19 protein-coding genes are annotated in these 18228 nt (G+C 70.9%); 13 read left to right on the top strand and 6 right to left on the bottom strand.

The window, feature by feature from the left end; genetic code table 11:
• Nucleotides 1-15: 15 nt before the first annotated feature.
• From chvE to AC3CBB_RS08680, 5 genes are all read left to right on the top strand, one after another.
• Nucleotides 16-1140, top strand: a complete 1125-nt coding sequence (gene chvE / locus AC3CBB_RS08660; protein WP_123507164.1) for a multiple monosaccharide ABC transporter substrate-binding protein — start codon at nucleotides 16-18, stop codon at nucleotides 1138-1140.
• Nucleotides 1141-1218: 78 nt separating this feature from the next.
• Nucleotides 1219-2772, top strand: coding sequence for a multiple monosaccharide ABC transporter ATP-binding protein (mmsA, locus tag AC3CBB_RS08665; RefSeq protein WP_123507165.1), 1554 nt, complete (start codon nucleotides 1219-1221; stop codon nucleotides 2770-2772).
• Entirely contained in the window at nucleotides 2756-3994 is a 1239-nt protein-coding gene (gene mmsB / locus AC3CBB_RS08670) for a multiple monosaccharide ABC transporter permease (RefSeq protein WP_123507166.1), read from the top strand. Before mmsA ends, mmsB begins: the two co-directional genes overlap by 17 nt.
• A gap of 175 nt (nucleotides 3995-4169) precedes the next feature.
• Entirely contained in the window at nucleotides 4170-5210 is a 1041-nt protein-coding gene (locus AC3CBB_RS08675) for a LacI family DNA-binding transcriptional regulator (protein WP_488624259.1), read from the top strand.
• A 214-nt stretch (nucleotides 5211-5424) separates the two neighbouring features.
• Complete coding sequence (locus AC3CBB_RS08680; RefSeq protein ID WP_488624260.1) at nucleotides 5425-7770, top strand: FUSC family protein; 2346 nt, start codon at nucleotides 5425-5427, stop codon at nucleotides 7768-7770.
• A 152-nt stretch (nucleotides 7771-7922) separates the two neighbouring features.
• Here AC3CBB_RS08680 and AC3CBB_RS08685 read toward each other — a convergent pair whose 3' ends face one another.
• From AC3CBB_RS08685 to AC3CBB_RS08695, 3 genes are read right to left on the bottom strand one after another with little or no spacing between them, the layout of a single operon-like run.
• The gene (locus tag AC3CBB_RS08685; protein ID WP_488624261.1) at nucleotides 7923-8600 is read right to left on the bottom strand and encodes an NUDIX domain-containing protein; all 678 of its coding nucleotides are present in this window, start codon (nucleotides 8598-8600) and stop codon (nucleotides 7923-7925) included.
• A gap of 2 nt (nucleotides 8601-8602) precedes the next feature.
• Nucleotides 8603-10150: a nicotinate phosphoribosyltransferase gene (locus AC3CBB_RS08690; protein WP_488624262.1), complete on the bottom strand. Its 1548-nt coding sequence runs from the start codon at nucleotides 10148-10150 to the stop codon at nucleotides 8603-8605.
• Nucleotides 10151-10200: 50 nt separating this feature from the next.
• Nucleotides 10201-11055 (bottom strand): ribose-phosphate pyrophosphokinase, encoded by an 855-nt coding sequence (locus tag AC3CBB_RS08695; protein ID WP_488624263.1) that lies wholly within the window; start codon nucleotides 11053-11055, stop codon nucleotides 10201-10203.
• Nucleotides 11056-11197: 142 nt separating this feature from the next.
• On the opposite strand from AC3CBB_RS08695, the gene AC3CBB_RS08700 reads away from it, so the two are divergent.
• From AC3CBB_RS08700 to AC3CBB_RS08725, 6 genes are read left to right on the top strand one after another with little or no spacing between them, the layout of a single operon-like run.
• On the top strand, nucleotides 11198-11389 hold the full coding sequence (locus AC3CBB_RS08700; RefSeq protein ID WP_488624264.1) for a hypothetical protein: 192 nt from the start codon (nucleotides 11198-11200) through the stop codon (nucleotides 11387-11389).
• Nucleotides 11386-11991: a class I SAM-dependent DNA methyltransferase gene (locus tag AC3CBB_RS08705; protein ID WP_488624265.1), complete on the top strand. Its 606-nt coding sequence runs from the start codon at nucleotides 11386-11388 to the stop codon at nucleotides 11989-11991. The genes AC3CBB_RS08700 and AC3CBB_RS08705 overlap by 4 nt, the downstream gene beginning before the upstream one ends.
• Before the next feature lie 56 nt (nucleotides 11992-12047).
• The gene (locus tag AC3CBB_RS08710) at nucleotides 12048-12728 is read left to right on the top strand and encodes a glycosyltransferase family 2 protein (protein ID WP_488624266.1); all 681 of its coding nucleotides are present in this window, start codon (nucleotides 12048-12050) and stop codon (nucleotides 12726-12728) included.
• A 32-nt stretch (nucleotides 12729-12760) separates the two neighbouring features.
• Nucleotides 12761-13780, top strand: a complete 1020-nt coding sequence (locus AC3CBB_RS08715; RefSeq protein ID WP_488624267.1) for an acyl-CoA dehydrogenase family protein — start codon at nucleotides 12761-12763, stop codon at nucleotides 13778-13780.
• Nucleotides 13781-13824: 44 nt separating this feature from the next.
• Nucleotides 13825-14541, top strand: coding sequence for a PIG-L deacetylase family protein (locus AC3CBB_RS08720; RefSeq protein ID WP_488624268.1), 717 nt, complete (start codon nucleotides 13825-13827; stop codon nucleotides 14539-14541).
• A 44-nt stretch (nucleotides 14542-14585) separates the two neighbouring features.
• Nucleotides 14586-15668, top strand: coding sequence for an FUSC family protein (locus AC3CBB_RS08725; protein ID WP_488624269.1), 1083 nt, complete (start codon nucleotides 14586-14588; stop codon nucleotides 15666-15668).
• On the opposite strand, the gene AC3CBB_RS08730 is transcribed toward AC3CBB_RS08725, so the two are convergent.
• A complete protein-coding gene (locus AC3CBB_RS08730) occupies nucleotides 15665-16621 on the bottom strand; it encodes an AraC family transcriptional regulator (RefSeq protein WP_488624270.1) in 957 nt (318 codons plus the stop codon). The two genes, AC3CBB_RS08725 and AC3CBB_RS08730, sit on opposite strands and share 4 nt — an antisense overlap.
• Nucleotides 16622-16689: 68 nt before the next feature.
• Entirely contained in the window at nucleotides 16690-17301 is a 612-nt protein-coding gene (locus AC3CBB_RS08735) for a TetR/AcrR family transcriptional regulator (protein WP_123507175.1), read from the bottom strand.
• Between the two features lie 233 nt (nucleotides 17302-17534).
• On the opposite strand from AC3CBB_RS08735, the gene AC3CBB_RS08740 reads away from it, so the two are divergent.
• The gene (locus AC3CBB_RS08740; protein WP_123507176.1) at nucleotides 17535-17765 is read left to right on the top strand and encodes a hypothetical protein; all 231 of its coding nucleotides are present in this window, start codon (nucleotides 17535-17537) and stop codon (nucleotides 17763-17765) included.
• Nucleotides 17762-17944: a hypothetical protein gene (locus AC3CBB_RS08745; protein WP_488624271.1), complete on the top strand. Its 183-nt coding sequence runs from the start codon at nucleotides 17762-17764 to the stop codon at nucleotides 17942-17944. The genes AC3CBB_RS08740 and AC3CBB_RS08745 overlap by 4 nt, the downstream gene beginning before the upstream one ends.
• Nucleotides 17945-17988: 44 nt before the next feature.
• Here AC3CBB_RS08745 and AC3CBB_RS08750 read toward each other — a convergent pair whose 3' ends face one another.
• Nucleotides 17989-18207, bottom strand: coding sequence for a hypervirulence associated TUDOR domain-containing protein (locus AC3CBB_RS08750; RefSeq protein WP_123507178.1), 219 nt, complete (start codon nucleotides 18205-18207; stop codon nucleotides 17989-17991).
• Nucleotides 18208-18228 lie beyond the last annotated feature (21 nt).

Below are 18228 nucleotides of genomic sequence, written 5' to 3' on the forward strand. Positions count from 1 at the left end.
CGAAAAAGGAACACCATGAAGACAAAGAAGTTCTTCGTCGGCGCAGCAGCCATCGGCCTCGCCTTCAGCCTCGCGGCCTGCTCGGGAGGCCGCGCTGGCGGCTCGAGCGACGACGCCGGCAGCAACAAGGGCGCCCTCGTCGGCGTCGCGATGCCGACCAAGGTGTCGGAGCGCTGGATCAAGGACGGCAACGCCGTCAAGAGCGACCTCGAGAAGAAGGGCTACAAGGTCGACCTCGAGTACGCCGACAACAAGATCCCGACGCAGGCCCAGCAGGTCAGCAACATGATCACCAAGGGCGCGAAGGTCCTCATCGTCGCCTCGATCGACGGCGGGTCGCTCAGCGACCAGCTCGACGCCGCCGCCAAGGCCGGCATCAAGGTCATCTCGTACGACCGCCTCCTCACCGGCTCGAAGAACGTCGACTACTACGTGTCGTTCGACAACTACAAGGTCGGCGTCGACCAGGCCACCAGCCTGCTGACGGGCCTCGGCGTCCTCGACGCCGACGGCAAGAAGACGGGATCGAAGAAGGGCCTCAACATCGAGCTCTTCGCCGGAAGCCCCGACGACAACAACGCCACCTTCTTCTTCAACGGCGCCATGGCGACCCTCAAGCCCTACATCGCCGACGGCACGCTCGTCGTGGGCTCGGGACAGACCGGCTTCACGCAGGCCGCGACGCTGCAGTGGGACCCGGCTACCGCCAAGGCCCGCATGCAGAACCTGATCGCCAAGTCGTACTCGGCCGGCAAGAACGTCGACGGCGTCCTCTCGCCCTACGACGGCATGTCGATCGGCATCATCTCCGCTCTCCAGGGTGCCGGCTACGGCACCTCGTCGAAGCCGCTCCCGACCATCACCGGACAGGACGCCGAAGCGGCGTCGGTCAAGTCGATCATCGCGGGTGAGCAGTACTCCACCATCTACAAGGACACCCGCCAGCTGGCGACCGAGTCCGTCACGATGGCCGACGACCTGCTCAACGGCAAGAAGCCCGAGGTCAACGACACGAAGAGCTACAACAACAAGGTCAAGGTCGTCCCGACCTACCTGTTCCAGCCGACCGTCGTCACCAAGGACAACTACAAGAAGGTCCTGATCGACAGCGGCTACTACACGGCAGCCGACCTCAAGTAGCACCGGCACCATCGCGGCGGCGGCCCCAGCGGGCCGCCGCCCCCTTTTCCCGACCATCCACGGAAGTAAGGACCCACTGTGTCCAACACCATCCTCGAGATGCGTGACATCACCAAGACGTTCCCCGGGGTGAAGGCCCTGCAAGACGTCACGCTGGAAGTCGAGCGCGGGCAGGTCCACGCGATCTGCGGCGAGAACGGCGCCGGCAAGTCGACGCTCATGAAGGTGCTCTCCGGCGTCTACCCCGCGAGCACGTTCGACGGGCAGATCCTTCTCGACGGCCAGCCGGTCGAGTTCAAGAACATCAACGACTCCGAGGCGGCCGGCGTCGTGATCATCCACCAGGAGCTGGCGCTCAGCCCGTTCCTGTCGATCGCCGAGAACATCTTCCTGGGCAACGAGCGCTCGAAGCGCGGCTTCATCAACTGGAACGACACCAACCTCGAGGCCGCGAAGCTGCTCGCCCGGGTCGGTCTCCGCGACAACCCGGTCACCAAGATCGTGGACATCGGGGTCGGCAAGCAGCAGCTCGTCGAGATCGCCAAGGCCCTCTCCAAGAAGGTCAAGATCCTGATCCTGGATGAGCCGACCGCCGCTCTGAACGACGACGACTCGGCGCACCTGCTCGACCTCATCAAGAGCCTGCAGAGCCAGGGCATCACGTCGATCATCATCAGCCACAAGCTGAACGAGATCAAGGCGATCGCCGACAAGGTCACGATCATCCGCGACGGCAAGACCATCGAGACGCTCGACATGCACGCCGACGAGGTGTCGGAAGACCGGATCATCAAGGCGATGGTGGGGCGCGACCTCGAGAGCCGCTACCCCGAGCACGAGTCCACGATCGGCGAGGAGCTCCTCCGGATCGAGGACTGGACCGTCCACCACCCCCTCGACGCCTCCCGCGAGATCGTCCACCAGGCCAATCTCAGCGTGAAGGCCGGCGAGATCGTGGGCATCGCCGGGCTCATGGGCGCCGGGCGCACCGAGCTGGCGATGAGCGTCTTCGGTCACAGCTACGGGACGCGGATCTCCGGAACCGTCTACAAGCGCGGCGTGCCGATTCAGACCAACACCGTCTCGAACGCGATCAAGAACGGCCTCGCCTACGCGACCGAGGACCGCAAGCGCTACGGCCTCAACCTCATCGACGACATCAAGCGCAACGTCTCCGGCGCCGCGCTCGGCAAGCTCGAGCACCTCGGATTCGTCGACGCGTCGAAAGAGACGACCGTCGCCGAGGGCTACCGCAAGAGCATGAACATCAAGGCTCCGAACGTCTCGGTGCTCACGGGAAAGCTCTCCGGCGGCAACCAGCAGAAGGTCGTCCTGTCGAAGTGGATGTACTCCGACCCGGAGGTCCTCATCCTCGACGAGCCGACCCGCGGCATCGACGTCGGTGCGAAGTACGAGATCTACACGATCATCAATGCGCTCGCCGACCAGGGGAAGGGCGTCATCGTCATCTCCTCCGAGCTGCCCGAGCTCCTCGGCATCTGCGACCGCATCTACACGCTCTCGGAAGGGCGCATCACGGCGGACGTCCCCCGTGACCAGGCGACCCCCGAGTACCTGCTCAAATACATGACTCAAGAACGAGAGGCCCCCGTCAATGAGCGCGACATCTGACCTCAAGAACCCCCGCCAGGACCTCGTGCCCGGCAAGCAGCCCGGACCCCTCGGGTCCGCAGCGACCTATCTCGCGGGCCAGCTCCGCCAGATCGGCCTGTTCATAGCCCTCCTGGTGATCGTGATCTTCTTCCAGATCGCGACGAACGGCATCACGCTGCGTCCGATCAACGTGTCGAACCTGGTCATCCAGAACAGCTACATCCTCATCCTGGCCATCGGCATGGTCATGATCATCATCGCCGGCCACATCGACCTGTCGGTCGGATCGGTGGTTGCCTTCATCGGCGCGATGTCCGGTGTGATGATCACGCAGTGGGGCCTCCCCTGGTGGGTGGCGATCATCCTGTGCCTGATCCTGGGTGCTCTGGTCGGAGCCTGGCAGGGCTTCTGGGTGGCCTACTTCGGGATACCGGCGTTCATCGTGACGCTGGCCGGAATGCTGGCATTCCGTGGAGCGGCTCAGATCGCGCTCCAGAACCAGCAGATCTCGCCGTTCCCGTCGCAGTTCCGCGCCCTCGGCTCCGGATTCCTGCCGGCGTTCGGCACGTCGGGCTACGAGCCGCTGACCCTGATCATCGGAGCCGTGGCCGCTATCGCCATCGTGCTCAGCGGGTTCCGCGGGCGCGCGGTCCGCCGCAAGTACGAGCTCGAGGACGAGCCCTTCGCGTGGTTCATCGTCAAGATGGCCTTCACCGTGGCGCTCGTCGTCTACGTGGCCTTCCTTCTCGCGAGCTACAGCGGCACGCCCATCGTCCTGGTGGTCCTCGGTGCGCTCGTCGTGATCTACGCGTCCGTCATGCGCAACTCGGTCTTCGGCCGCCACACCTACGCCATCGGCGGCAACCTGCAGGCGGCGTCCCTGTCGGGCGTCAAGACCAAGCGCGTGACCTTCCTGCTGTTCGTCAACATGGGCGTCATCTCGGCTCTGGCCGGCCTGGTCTTCACCGGCCAGCTCAACCTCGCCAGCCCCAGCGCTGGCACCGGGTTCGAGCTCGACGCCATCGCGGCCGTCTTCATCGGCGGCGCCGCCGTCACCGGCGGCATCGGAACCGTCCCCGGGGCGATCGTCGGCGGTCTCATCATCGGCATCCTGAACAACGGAATGTCGATCCTGGGTGTGGGCACGGAGTACCAGTCGCTCATCAAGGGCCTGGTCCTGCTCGCGGCTGTCGCCTTCGACGTCTTCAACAAGCGTCGCGCGGCCAGCTCGATCAAGTAGCACTCGACACGCAGCGTCGAGCAGACGGCGGGGCCCGCGGGATCATTCCCGCGGGCCTCCGTCGTCAGAACCCGACGGCTCCCCGACTCGGCTCGGCGCCCCAGCGGCTGGCGCGATAATGAGCCACGGCGCCTCCCCCACCCCGCCGCCATCCACCTCATCGAACGGGCACGCCATGGTCACGGGCAGCAGCACCCGAGCAGCGACGATCCTCGACGTCGCGCGACTCGCGGGCGTCTCGTACCAGACCGTCTCGCGGGTCCTGAACGACATGCCCAACGTCGCGGACAAGACGCGGGAGAAGGTCGAGAAGGCCATCGAGGAGCTCCAGTACACCCCCTCGGTCGCCGCCCGGGCCCTCGTGACCCGCCGTTCGCGCACCATCGGCGTAATCAACACCGGGGCGACGGACTTCGGGCCGGCGAGCATCGCCAACGGCTTCAGCGTCGCGGCCGACGCCGCGAACTACGCCGTGACCCTCGCCTCCGTCGCGGACGCCAGCGCCGAGGCCGTCCGGGCCGCCTTCGCCCTCCTGATGCGGCAGAACGTCGAGGCGATCGTGCTGATCGCCGTCCGCACCAGCGCCTACGAGGCCATCGCCGGAGTCGACCTCGCGGTTCCCCTCGTCTCGATCGACCCGGTCGGGCACTCCGGCTTCCACAGCCTCTCCCTCGACCAGTACCACGGTGCTCGACGCGCCGTCGGCCATCTGGTGGCGCTCGGCCATCGCGAGATCCTGCACGTCAGCGGACCGCCGGACTCCCTCGACGCGACCGAGCGCGCGCGCGGCTGGCGGGACGAGCTCGCCGCCCACGGCCTCACCGCACGCGACGTGGTCTGCGGAGCCTGGACTCCGCAGAGCGGGTTCGAGGCGGGGAAGATCGTCGTCCCCCTCATCCGCGACGTCACCGCGGTGTTCGTCGCCAACGATCAGATGGCGCTCGGCCTCCTCCACGCGTTCGAGGACGCCGGCATCAGCGTGCCCGAGGACATCTCCCTGGTCGGCTTCGACGACATCCCCGAGGCCGCCCACTACACGCCTCCCCTCACGACGATGCGGCAGGACTTCGACGCGCTCGGGCGTCAGCTGATGGACGACCTCGTCGGGATCCTGGCGGGAGGTCCGGCCTCGGAGCGCGAGCGGACGATCCCGGCGCTCGTGGTCCGCTCGTCGTCGACCGCGCCCCGGACTCATCCGGTCGGGCGCAACGGCTGAGCCCGCCCCGTCGCCGGACCGTGATCGGCACCGGCCGAGACCGCGAGATGGCCGTGCCGGTCGGCGTACGAGGGCGGGGGCGACGACGCGGGCCATCTCGTGACAGGGGGGCCAAACCGCCGGCGCACCCGGCGCCGGGCTCCCGCCTGCTCCGGAGGCCGTCCGGCACGGCGCGCGACGCCGTCGAGCAATAGCCTGGGGGCAGGAGGTCCGCATGGCAGTCGACACGGCGACGACGGCGATCCCGGTCGGCGAGTCGTCGTCGGCGAGGGTGCGCCGCGCGGTGACGCGTCCGCTGCGCCGGGCGGTGCGGTTAGTCGCGACGTCCGACCCCGACCTGTCGAGGCTGCGGCACGCCGGCACGACGATCACCTGCCTCATCGTGGTCGCGATCATCCTGTTCGGGCTCGCGGCGCTGACCGGGCTGTCGGCCGCGGGGGCGATCCCCGGGCTGATCCTGACGATGCTCGCCTGCAACGCAGTGCGCGACACCCGGCCGAAGCCGCGCGCGGTGTCGATCCTGCTGATGATCCCGTCGTCGCTGGTCGCCGTGACCCTGGCGGCGCTCACGAACGACGTCACGCTGGTGGCCGACATCGTGTTCGTCGCCGTGGCGATGGCGGCGGTGTTCGCCCGCGTCATCGGCCAGCGGGGCGTGCCGATCGGCATGGTCGCGTTCATGTCGTACTTCATCGCGATCTTCACGCGCGTGACCCCGGCCGAGATCCCGGTCGTCGCGGTCGCCGTGAGCATCGCCGCCATCGTCGTGATCGCGCTCCGCTGGCTGCTGCGGCCGAAGCACCCGGACCGCGACCTGCGACGGCTGATCCGCGCGCTGGGAGTCCGGGCGGGGCGAGTGCTCGACGTCGTCGACGACGGGGTGCGCGAGGGCGTCATCGACGAGCGCCTGCACCGCACGGCGACGTCGCGCCTGGCGGCCTCGAGCTCGACCGCCGTCGGAGCCGAGCAGGCCCTGGCGAGTGCCGACCACCCGCTCGTCGAGGGGCTCGCGAACGACGAGCTCAGCGTGCGCATCTTCGACTTCCAGCTGACGCTCGAGCGCCTGCACAGCATCGTGCGGCGCGTGCTGCTCGACGGGAGCATGACCGACGAGCAGCGCGAGCAGCTCTCGGGGCGGCTCCGCGAGCTGCGCCGGGCGGTCCACGCGCCCGTGGAGCTCAGCCGCGAGAGCGCGCCGCCGCATCCCGCTGAAGCCGCTCCCGACGCCGACGCGGCCGTCGCGCTCGACACGACGGCGACGCCGATCGTCAGCGGTCACGGCGCGCACGTGTCGCCCGGCGGGGTCTCCGACAGCGACGACCGGCTCGAGGCCCTCGCGCGCGTCGTGCGCTTCGGCTTCACGTCGTGGCAGGGCATCGTCGCGCGCGGCGGCGACGCGGCGCCGAGCCACGCCGACCCGGCCGACGTCGATCCCGCCGGCGATCTCCCGCCCGGGCCCGACGACGCGGCGGTTCCGGCTGGGCCGCCCACAGGACGCTCCGCGCTCCCCCAGCTGGCGCGGACCGCCGTGCAGGTGGGCCTGGCGGCGGCACTGTCGATCGCGGCGGGCACGGCGCTCTCGTCGACGCGCTGGTTCTGGGCCGTCATCGCGGCGTTCGTCGTCTACGTCGGCACCTCGACGCGCGGCGAGATCCTCACGAAGGGCTGGCAGCGCGTGGTGGGCACGCTCGGCGGCGTGGTCCTCGGCGTCCTGATCGCCGGGCTTGTCGGCGGCAACCTCGTCGTCTCCCTGATCCTGATCCTGCTGTCGCTGTTCCTCGGCTTCTACTTCATGCAGGTGTCGTCGGCGTGGATGATCTTCGGCATCACGACGATGCTTGCGCTCCTGTACGGGCTGCTCGGCGAGTTCAGCGTCGACCTCCTGCTGGTCCGCCTCGAAGAGACGGCGGCCGGGGCCGCGATCGGCATCCTGGTCTCGTACGTGGTGTTCCCCAACAGCACTCGCGACGCGATGCGGTCGGCGACGCGGGTGTTCCTCGGCGAGCTGGCTGCGACGCTCCGGACCGCCGAGCAGCGGCTCGCGATCCCCACTCCCCGTGCCGGGGCCGCAGCCGCCGCACCCGACGACGCCCGCGCCCTCCGCGACGCCTACGTGGCGCTGACGACGACGAGCAAGCCGATCACGCAGGGCTGGGCCGGCGTCTCGAACCGGTCGGGGTCGCGGCGGACGCTCGTGATCCTCGGCGCCTGCGAGTACCACGGCCGCGCCCTCATGAGACGCGCCGACGGAGCCCTCGGCGCCGCCGACACCGCGGGGCTCCGCGAAGCGCTCGACCGGGCCATGCGGGCGGTGCAGGCTGACATCGAGACCTTCCGCGGTGCCCTCGACGGCGGGATCGCCGACATCGTGTTCCACCCGGCCGGCGACGTGATCGACCAGCTCGAGAACCACCCCGACCTCACCGGATCGCGCCGCCACCGCTCGCTCATCGGCATCGCGCGCCACCTCCACGCGATCGACCAGTCGCTGTGCGGGCGCGGGGCCGAGCTGGGGGCGGCGCAGGAGCCGCTCGCCGCCGACGTTCGCCCGACCCGCTGATTCGGCAGGATCCCGCCCGAACTGCGGCGGGGCCGAGCCGATCCGGCGGGGCCGAGCCGATCCGGCTGGGCCGAGCCAGCTGGGCCGAGCCGATCCGGCGGGGCCGATCCGGCGGGGCCGATCCGAGCCCGAACCGCCGCACCCGCGACGGCTCAGCGCCAGGCCCAGACGCGCGACGGGGTGCCCCGCGCCGGCACCGTCTCGTCGGTCTGGACCACGCCGCTCGCCGGCGCGAGCAGCTGCCGCCGCAGGCTGGCCGTGTGCGGGGCCGAGCCGGTGAGCGCCGCCGAGAGGTCGCTGGCCCCGGCGAGCGTGAAGGTGTCGCCGGTCAGCGCCCGCGTCACGCCGTGATCGTGCCAGAGCCGGGCGGCCATCCACTCGCGCGCGAAGTCGATGATCGCCTCGTGGTCGAACGGCAGGTTGAGGTTCCGGACACTCGCGAGCTTCCAGTCGGCGGGCGACGCCAGGGCCGGCCCGGGTGCGACGACCGCCAGGTACGCGACGCTCACCGAGTGCTCGCGCGACTCCCGGCCGGGCTCGTCGAACGTGTGGAGCTGCGCGAGCGTGCGCACGGCGTCGGCGGCGATCCCCGCTTTGACCTCCAGTGCTCGGTGGGCCGCCTCGCGCAGGCGCTCGCCCTCGCCGAGCAGGACGCCCGGCAGCGCGAGCTGGCCCTTCGCGGGGTCCGCCGCGCGCACGGCCGTGCCGAAGTGGAGCCCCGTCGCCGCGTCGAAGAACGCCGGCACCACGTCGACCGCGATCAGCGGCTGTCGCGGCCGGCCGCCGGGGCCGGGCGCACCGACCCCGGCCCCTCCTGCGGCTGCACCCATCGTCATGCCCCGGCGCGGGCCGCCCGAGCCGTGCGCTCGGCGGCCAGCGTGGCCCGGACGTCGGCGAACGACTGGAGCGTCGTGAACGCCCCGTCGATCCACACCGTCTGCAGCAGGCTGTCGGCCTCCTGCTCCGGCGTCGCCTGGTCGGTCTGGACGATCTCGCCGCTCGCGTCGCGGTGGAGGGCGATGCGGCCCTTGGCGCTCTTCTTGCCGCCGCCGGTCTTCGGGTCCTTCTGGATGTCGACCGGCTCTCCGTCGACGAGCGCCCAGGTGGCCTTGACGGCCGAGCCGAGGTTGTCGCGGGTGAGGTACTGGTAGGTGAACGACCCGACGCCGAGCACGATGTTGTCGCTCGAGTAGCCCTTCGCCGCAAGGCGCTCGAAGATGCGGGTCGCGCGGTCGATCGTGATGCTGTCGCCGTAGATGACTCCGACGTGGCTGTCGAGGACCTTGAAGCCGGCCTCGTTGACGGTGTGGCCGAACTCCTCGTCGAGCAGCTCGACGACGCCCTTCTCCTCCGGGCTGCGGTCGCGGTCGCCCGCGGCCGCGAGCTCGTCGCCGAAGAGGCTGCCGGTGACGATGTCGACGGGGTCGCCCGAGTCGGGGCGGATGACGAGCTTGCCGTCGCGTCCCAGGATCCGTGCTCTGAGCGCCGGCTCGGTCAGCACGTCGGTGAGCACCTTGAACAGGTCGTAGCCGTCGCTGACCGCCGACACGATGCCGGTCGGGAACTCGTCCAGGATCGCGTTGAACGTCTCGAGCTCGCCCTGCTCGCCGCGGATGCACATGACCGAGTGCTCCGTCGCCGGGACCGACGCCCCGAGCAGTCCGTTCTCGCCGGGGTAGTAGCGGCGGATCCAGTCGAACGTCGGCATCGAGTCGGTGCCGAGGAACGACAGCAGGTGCCCGGCGCCCGACGCGGTGGCCGATCCGAGCGACGACTGACCGCGCATCGAGAAGTCGTGCGCCTGGAAGTCGATTCCGGCCAGGGCGCCCCCGGTGGCCGCGGCCCACTTCTCGATGAGGTCGCGGTACTCGAGGGCGATGGTCGCGACTGTGCCGGGGTGCCAGATGCTGGCCGACAGGGCGGTCTCGATGTAGTTCGGCAGCCAGTAGAACTCGTCGACGGTGTTCTCGATCGTGAGGGTCGCGACGCCGATGGGGGCGAGGGTGCCCTCGGGCAGGGCCTTGATGTCGAGCGGCAGGTAGCCGAGGCGGTGGAGCGCGCGGACGTGCTCGCTGCCGATCGCGTTCGGCCCGAAGTAGTCGCGCAGTTCCTGCTCGAACAGCTCTGCGACCTCGTCTTCGGAAGCGGCGAAGAAGGGAGCCCACGCCTCGGTGAGGTACTCCTGTGCGAATGCCTGGAGGCCGAACACGACGGCGTGGCTCGAGCCCGGCAGGAGGCGGTTGCTGCGGTTGGTCCAGTTGATCAGGATCCGCGTGGTGCCGGCGGGGTAGAGCTGGCGGTGCGACTGCTTGTAGCCGTCGGTCGTGAGGAGCGCCTGGATCGGGCTGGCCGTGGTGAGGCGCGGGGCGATGGTGGTCACGGGGTGTGCGGCGGTCGCTGTGTGCGCAGAGGTCGCTGGATGTGCGGAAGTCACTGGATTGCTCCTGTCAGGGCGGGGTGGAGGTCGATGACGCGCAGGCCGGGGATCTCGGTCTGGGCGGGGTAGCTGTCGGTGGTGACGATCTCGCCGAAGTGGTCGGCGAGGGCGGGCGCACGCCCCGAGAAGACGCCGTGGCTGACGAAGAGGCCGAGGCGCTCCCTGGGGAGGCCGGTCGACTCGGCGAGGCCCATGAAGGTGCCGCCGCCGTCGCAGATGTCGTCGACCACGAGGAACCTCCCGGTCTCGGGGAGCTCTTCGCAGGTGAAGCCGTCGAGCTTGCCGGTGTCGGGGTTGCGGTGCTTCTCGGCCCGGAAGACGGGGAGGTGGCAGATCGTCGCGACCTCGGTGGCCCGGGCGATCGCGCCCTTGTCGGGGGCAATGATGCCGGCGTAGCGCTGCGGGGCCGTGTCGCGGTCGGCTCGGCCGACCACGTGCTGGCGGACGAGGTGCGCCGGGTCGACGATGGTGAGCCGCTCGATCAGCGACGGCATAACCGGCGAGTGCGGGTCGAGGCACACGATCTGGTCGATGCCGAAGCCGTTGATGATCGTCGCGTAGACGTTGGCCCCGAACGGGAGTCCGCGGTCTTGGCGGGCACCGGGCAGGTATGGGATGAGGGCGACGGTGCGGGCGGCGCGCTGCTTGGCGGCGTCGGCCCACATGCCCAGGAGCACGAGGTCGTTGGCGTCGGCGCCGGTGAGGGTCGCGACCTCGGTGAGGTCGCCCTTGCCGGTGTTGTCGTGCGCGACCTTGACGTGGCCTTCGCCGGCCGGGAAGCGCATGCTCTCGAATGTCGGCGTGGTGACGAAGCCCGGTCCGATCCGGGTAGCGAATGTGATTGCCATACCCCGACCATACAACTAACTGTGCACATTGCACAATAATCATTTCGAGAGCACGTGCTGGACGCCGCGATTCGACTGAGCACACTCCGCCAGCGCCCGCTACCCCCTGGCACTCAGCCGCGCCACCCGCCAGGATTGATGCATGTATCTGGTCGAAGTGCAGGCCCGGCTGGCCAACGGCGCGATCGTCCCGGTGTCGGCGACGAGCCACGACCGGTCGATCGCCATCCGTCGCGCGCTCGACTCGATGCCGCTGAGCAGCGTCGCGGTCCGGACCGTCGTGACCGCCTCGGCACCCACGCCGGCTTCGGCCTCGCAGAACGTCTCGGCGTGAGGGCCGAGAACGTCCAGCGCCACTTCGACGAAGCGCACGCACGTGACGACGACCCGTGGGGCGTCGCGACGCGCTGGTACGAGGTGCGCAAGCGCGCCATCCTGCTCGCCGCGCTCCCCCGCGAGCGGTTCGGCAGCGCACTCGAGGTGGGCTGCTCCAACGGCGTCCTCACAGCCGAGCTCGCCGAGCGCTGCGATCGGGTCACCGCCGTCGACTTCTCCGCCGAGGCGGTGCGCCTGGCACGCCGCCGCACGGCCGGCCACGGCAACGTCGCCGTGCTCGAGGGCGACGCCGTCGACGGCTTTCCGACAGGCCATCACGACCTGGTCGTCGTGTCGGAGGTCGGCTACTACCTCGAACCGGACCGCCTGGGCCGCCTGCTCGACCTGATCGCCGGATCGCTCACGCCGCAGGGCACCGTCGTCGCCTGCCACTGGCGACACCCCGAGGGCGACTTCGCGCAGCCCGGCGACACCGTGAACGCGGTGTTCCGACGGCGGCCCGGCTGGTACCTGCTGGCGCACCACGCCGAAGACGACTTCGTGCTCGACGTGCTCTCGCCCGACGGCCGGTCGATCGCGGCCCGGACGGGGCTCCGGTGACCGCGGACCCGACGGCGAACGGGATCCAGGTCGAAGGCACAGGCTATATCGGACGGGTGCTCGTCGTGATCCCCGCCCGCGACGAGGAGGCGCTGATCGGCCGGGCGCTCGAGGCCGTCGGCCGCGCCCGCGCGGCTCTCCGGGGCGCCTGCCCCGACGTCGCGGTCGACGTGGTCGTTGTGGCGGATGCCTCGACGGACGCGACCGCGGCGACGGCGGCGGGATTCGAGGGGGTCCGCGTGCTCGAGTCGACGGCCGGGCGCGTGGGAGCGGCGCGCGCGCACGGAATCCGGGTGCTGCTGGGCGGCGTGGGGCCCGTTCCTGCGCCCGAATCGATCTGGATCGCCAACACCGACGCCGACTCGGTGGTCCCCGAGCGATGGCTCGCCGACCAGGTGTCGATGGCGGATCGCGGCGTCGACGTGATGGTCGGCACCGTCCGGCCCGACCCCGACGACCTGACCGACGAGCAGAACGCCGCGTGGCTCGAGACCCACGTGCTGGGGCGGCCCAACGGACACGTGCACGGTGCGAACCTCGGGCTGCGCGCCTCCGCCTACCTCGCGGCCGGCGGCTTCGACCCGGTCGACGAGCACGAGGACAACCGGCTCGTCGACCGTCTGCGGCGCGGTCCGTGGGTCATCGCGGCCTCCGACGTCTGCCAGGTCGTCACCTCGGGCCGCCGAGTCGGCCGCACGCCGGGCGGGTACGCCGGCTACCTGGCGGAGACCCTGTGAGGCGCGTGGCCCTCGGGGACGTCGTCGGTCCCGTGACCGCACGGGTTCTGGACGACTCCCCCGCGACGGTCGACGAGGCCCTCCGAACTGCTGTCGCCCTCGGCGAACTCGCACCCTACGTCGGCGAGGGCACGACCCCCGACGTCTTCCCGACGGCCGCCGGCAGCACGACCCTCGACGTGTGGGAGGCGCTCGCCACCCTGGGAGCCGCCGACGTCGCCCTCGCGCGTGCCGTCGAGCCCCATCTCGACGCGGTCACGATCCTGCACCAGGCCGAGCGGGCCGTGCGCGACGGCTCGACCTGGGGCGTGTTCGCCGCCGAGGGTCCGGGCGTGAGGCTGGAGGCCGAATCGACCCCGACCGGATGGACGCTCACGGGCACCAAGCCCTGGTGCTCCCTCGCCGGGACCGTCTCGCACGCCCTCGTCACCGCCTGGGTCGACGACGCCCGCCGCGGGCTCTTCGCCGTCGAGCTGGCCGACCCGCGCACGACCGTCGAGCCCGCGTGGGCGGCGCGCGGCCTCCAGGAGATCCCGAGCGGCCCGGTCTCGTTCGCCGCCTCGCCCGCTCTGCCCATCGGCGACCCCGGCTGGTACCTGCACCGCCCCGGATTCGCATGGGGCGGCATCAGCGTCGCCGCCTGCTGGCTCGGCGGGGCCACCGGCGTCGCGCGGACCCTGCTCGCCGCCGCCCGCGAACCCGCCCGGGCCGACGACGCCATCCTGCTGATGCACCTCGGCCAGGTCGACGCCCGCCTCGCCGAAGGCCGTGCCGCCCTCGTCACCGCCGCAGCGCAGATCGACACGGGTGGGCCCGGCTCGACCGGAACCGCGGCATCCCTGCTGGCCAAGCGCGTGCGCACCACGATCGCCGACGCCGCCGAAGCCGTGCTGCGATCGGTCGGCCACGCGCTCGGACCCGCACCCCTGGTCAACGATCCGGCCCACGCCAAGCGGGTCGCCGACCTCGAGCTCTACCTGCGCCAGCACCACGGCGAGCGCGATGCCGTCTCGGAGGGTCGGGCGGTCCGCGACTCCGAGGCGCGATGGTGAAGACGGCGCAGTGGTGACGACGACGCAATGGTGACGACGACGTCGTGGTGAGCTTCGACTCGAGCGACCCGGGCACCGCAAACAGCGACTGGGCGCAGGAACTCCGCCTCACCGCCGCCCCTCCCCTGACCCCGCCCGCCGACCTCCCCCTCGTCGTGCTCGCCGCGCATCCCGACGACGAGACGCTCGGCGCCGGCGGGCTCCTCCACGGTGCGGCAGCCGCGGGTCGGCCGGTGACGGTGGTGCTGGTCACCGACGGCCGCGCGTCGCACGCGTCCGACTCGATCGCCGCCGTCCGGGCGGCCGAGTTCGACGCCGCCCTGGCCGCGCTGGGAGTGGTCGGCTCGCACTCGCTCGGGTACCCCGACGGCACGGTCCGCGAGGCCCGCGACGCGGTGCTCGCCGACGTCGCCGCGATCCTGCGCCCCCTGCCCCGGGCTCAGCTCGTCGCCCCGTGGCGCGGCGACGGCCACCGCGACCACCGCGTGCTCGGCGAGGTCGCAGCGGAGCTGGCCGATGCCCGGGGCGACGTGCTCTGGGAGTACCCGATCTGGCTGTGGCACTGGGGGTCGCCCGCCCACCCCGATGTGCCGTGGGACCGTCTGGGGCGGCTGCCGCTCCCGCCGGCGGCGCAGGCCGCGAAACGGGACGCGCTCGACGCCTACGGATCGCAGACGACACCGCGGGGCGATGAGCCGCCGCAGCTGCACGAGCGATTCCTCGAGAACTTCGCCCGCACGTTCGAGACGTTCGTGGTGTGACCGGCTCGCCCGGCGCCCAGCAGGAACCCCGTACGCTCGTCCGGATGTCCCGTTCCGCCCTCGCGCCGGCCTGGCGCACGGCCACCGCCCGGCCGCGCCTTCTGCTCGCCGCCAAGACCGCGGTCGCCGTCGGGATCGCCTGGGCCGTCGGCCCGCACATGCCCGGCACCACCGACGACTATCCGTACTACGCGCCCCTCGGCGCCCTGATCAGCATGTATCCGACGCTGATGGGCTCGGCGCGCACGGGCCTGCAGACGCTCCTCGGGCTCGTCGCCGGGATCGGCCTCGCCGCCGTCGCGATGCTGACGGTGGGCCCGACCTGGTGGAGCATCCCGCTCGTCGTCGGGATCGGCGTGCTCCTCTCGGGCACGGGGTGGTTCGGCGCCGGACGCGAGTACGTGCCGATGGCCGCCCTGTTCGTGCTGATCATCGGCGGGAGCCGGGCCGAGAGCTTCTCGCTCGGCTACCTCGCGCAGATGGGCGTGGGGGTCGCCATCGGCCTGGCCGTCAACTTCGCAGTCGCGCCGGCCGTGACGAGCCGGGCCGCCGAGGCGCGCGTCGGCGAGCTCGAGCGCGAGATCGCCGAGCACCTGCACGACGTCGGGCAGGCGCTGTCGGAGCCCTGGCCGCCCGAGCACGAGGCGTGGTCGCGCGGCTCTGACCGCCTGGCGGCCACGTCGGCGTCGGTGCGTCGGGCCCTGGCCGACGGGGCCGAGAGCCGCAAGGGCAACCCGCGGGCGCTCTGGCGGAAGCACGACCCGAGCGACGGGGCAGAGCGGCTCGAGGTGCTCGACACGGTGCTGTTCCACGTGCGCGACATCACCGGCGCTCTCACCGACACCATCTGGGGCCGTCACGGGGCGCTCACGTTCGACCCCGTGCTCGCCGCGCCCCTCGCCGAGGCGTGCCACGGGGTCGCCGACGCCGTCGACCGGGGCGACGCGACCGAGGCCGAGCGGCACCGGGCGGTGGGCCGAGCGGCGCGCTCGGTGCGTCAGCTGGTGACGATCGTGGACGCCCGCACGCTGGCCGACGGCTCGTCGATGGGGCCCGGGGTGCTCTGCGCGATGCACCTTCGCAGGATCCTGCTGCACCTGCAGCCCGTCGGGCCCACCCGCTTCTAGCGGCGGTGGCTCGCCAGCGTCTCGCTCGGGTACTGGCCGTGGCGCTGGGCGTAGGCCGCGGCGAAGCGGCCAGCGTGGGCCATGCCCCATTTCTGGGCGATGCCGGCGACGGTCGCCGTGGAAGGATCCGACAGGAGGAGCTCCTCGTGGATGCGGTCGAGGCGGATCTGCCTGAGGTAGCTGTTGGGGCTCATGTCGAAGTGGCGGACGAAGGCCTGCTGCAGAGTGCGGAGGCTGACGTTGGCGATGCGGGCGAGGTCGGCCGTCGTGATCGGCAGGTGCGCGTGCTCGTGGGCGTACTCGACGGCACGGCGCACGTGGGCGTACCGCGGAAGCAGCAGCTCGGCGGGCAGCTCGGCCGCGGTCAGCGGATACAGCTCGATGAGCGACACCGCGGCGATCCGCCCCATCTCGGCCTGGAGAAGTGGGCTGGCGTGCCGGTCGAGCACGGTCGCCGAGATGAGCGAGACCGTCTGCCGCCAGCGCTGGAGCGCCTGGTCGGTGGGCCGCGCGGTGTGGTCGAAGGCGAGGTGGCCGGTGTACATGCCCCGCTCGCCGAGGATCGTCTCGACGGTGGTGCGGTTGACCTGGACGAGGCGCTGATCCCACTGCTCGAAGCCGAAGGTGAACGGGTCGGTCGGCCACAGCTGCGGGACACCCGGCTCGGCCACGACCTCGCGACGCCCGTCGTCGAATCGACCCGTTCCGCGACTGAGCGAGGTGACGACGAAATCGTCGCCGGCGGGCATCTCGCCCTCCATGTGCCCCTCGAAGCGCAGCGCCCGGACGGTCATCGACGAATCGCCGGCCGCCGCGTACCGGAAGGAGAAGGGCGCGTCGCACTCTCCGGCTCGCCACTCGACGCCGTTGTAGGCGCTCGCAAGCATCTCGCGGGCTTCGACGATGTCGGTGCCGCTCGTGTCGACCTCGAGACGGTCCGGATTCTCTCTCAACTGTTCACCGTGAGAACAGTCGCACGGCGGTACCTCGACGAGGCTGGCCTATCCGGAATACGTCGGAGTCAGAACCGGTCGTCGACCGTCTCGCCGTTCTGGTAGACCGACATCAGCATCGCGGCAGCGAGACGGGCGGAGCGCGCGGGCTTGGCCGTGTGGTGGATCCCGGCCTCGGCGCGAGCGCCCTGGATCAGAATCGTGAGGGCGTCCGACACGTAGTCGGGCAGCCCCGCGCGAGCGCAGAGCACCGACATGTGGCGCTCGACCTCCTCGAAGTGCTGCACGGCCAGTGCGGCGATCCCCTCGTCTTCGCGGCCGACCTCGGCGTACGCGTTGACGAAGCAGCAGCCGCGCCACGTGGTGTCGGCGAAGCACTCCTCCATGTACGAGAAGACCTCGAGGATCTCGTCGCGGGGGTCGTCGACACGCGTGCCGTTCTTCTCGAGCCGAGCCACCCAGCCCTGGTGCTTGTAGGCGAGGACGGCGACGAGGATCTCGCGCTTGGTCGCGTAGCGGCGCGTGATCTCGCCGACCGACGACTCCGCCCTGTCGGCGATGGCATCGAGGGTCACCCAGTCGATGCTGTGCTCGGTGAAGAGGGAGTCCGCGGCTCGGAGGATCGCGCGCTCGGCGTCAGTGTCGATGACGACGGACGTCAGGGAGAGAGAGGAGGCCATGAACCGTTTCTGATCGGGTGACACTCACGATAGGTCTGCGCGGGCACGGCTGCACCCCGGCTGTCCCGTTTCCGCACGCGGACCGAGTGCGGCTATCCGATTTGCGCACGCTCCGTGGGGATGAACGACTCAGCCGGTCTCCAGGCCGTCACGGCGATCTAGATTCATGCCATCGAGCCGCACGGCCGACCGAAGAAGGACCGGGGCACACACCCCGAGGAGGAGCAACCAGCATGGACATCACCACCGACCTCAAGCAGGGCCGCTCGGCGACCACGGCCTCATCGCGGCTCGTGCCGCGCGGACGCTCCTCCTACCGCCCCAAGGGCCGGGAGACGCTCAAGGCCATTCCGGGGCACCGCCACGCGAAGACGACGAGCACCATCGGCACAGCCGGCAGCGTCATGGCCCTCGCCGGCACGTCGGCCGCCGCGATCGCCCTCATGCTCGGCCTCGGTCAGTGAGCCTGTACGTGCGGCACGCCTCGGCGATGCCCGCCCGCATCGAGGTCTACCCGAAGCGTCGTCGCACCCTCGTGGTGGACGCCTTCGCGGCGACCCCGACCAGGCGCGACGAGCCGACGGCTCCCGACGTCTGCTACGCCGACTTCTTCGTCGACGCCGCCGGCCTGATCGCGTCCTGAGCCCTGGGGGCCGGTCGCTCTTCGGGGCCGGTCGTTTTTCCGGGTCAGTCGCTCTTCAGCTTCCGGAGCGCCGAGCCCTTGTGGGCGGCCTCCGCGGACGACTTCTCGGACTCGACGATGTAGGTCGGCTCGTCGTCCGACGCCGTGAACTTCTGCCCGTCGAACTCGAAGTCCTTGACGCGTCGTTCCTTGACGACGCCGGTCGTCCGGCCCTGCGGGGTGTTCCACGACACGCGGTCGCCCTTCTCAATGGAGTCGCTCATGGACGACACCGTAGGCCAGGC

This window comes from Frondihabitans sp. OV104, from assembly GCF_057787745.1.

What these genes read in the sequence shown, in the direction of transcription:
- AC3CBB_RS08750 (WP_123507178.1), bottom strand. Translation starts at nt 18,207, where the DNA reads ATGAGCGACTCCATTGAGAAGGGCGACCGCGTGTCGTGGAACACCCCG.
- AC3CBB_RS08685 (WP_488624261.1), bottom strand. Translation starts at nt 8,600, where the DNA reads ATGGGTGCAGCCGCAGGAGGGGCCGGGGTCGGTGCGCCCGGCCCCGGC.
- chvE (WP_123507164.1), top strand. Translation starts at nt 16, where the DNA reads ATGAAGACAAAGAAGTTCTTCGTCGGCGCAGCAGCCATCGGCCTCGCC.
- AC3CBB_RS08725 (WP_488624269.1), top strand. Translation starts at nt 14,586, where the DNA reads ATGTCCCGTTCCGCCCTCGCGCCGGCCTGGCGCACGGCCACCGCCCGG.
- AC3CBB_RS08680 (WP_488624260.1), top strand. Translation starts at nt 5,425, where the DNA reads ATGGCAGTCGACACGGCGACGACGGCGATCCCGGTCGGCGAGTCGTCG.
- AC3CBB_RS08700 (WP_488624264.1), top strand. Translation starts at nt 11,198, where the DNA reads ATGTATCTGGTCGAAGTGCAGGCCCGGCTGGCCAACGGCGCGATCGTC.
- mmsB (WP_123507166.1), top strand. Translation starts at nt 2,756, where the DNA reads ATGAGCGCGACATCTGACCTCAAGAACCCCCGCCAGGACCTCGTGCCC.
- AC3CBB_RS08735 (WP_123507175.1), bottom strand. Translation starts at nt 17,301, where the DNA reads ATGGCCTCCTCTCTCTCCCTGACGTCCGTCGTCATCGACACTGACGCC.
- AC3CBB_RS08695 (WP_488624263.1), bottom strand. Translation starts at nt 11,055, where the DNA reads ATGGCAATCACATTCGCTACCCGGATCGGACCGGGCTTCGTCACCACG.
- AC3CBB_RS08675 (WP_488624259.1), top strand. Translation starts at nt 4,170, where the DNA reads ATGGTCACGGGCAGCAGCACCCGAGCAGCGACGATCCTCGACGTCGCG.
- AC3CBB_RS08740 (WP_123507176.1), top strand. Translation starts at nt 17,535, where the DNA reads ATGGACATCACCACCGACCTCAAGCAGGGCCGCTCGGCGACCACGGCC.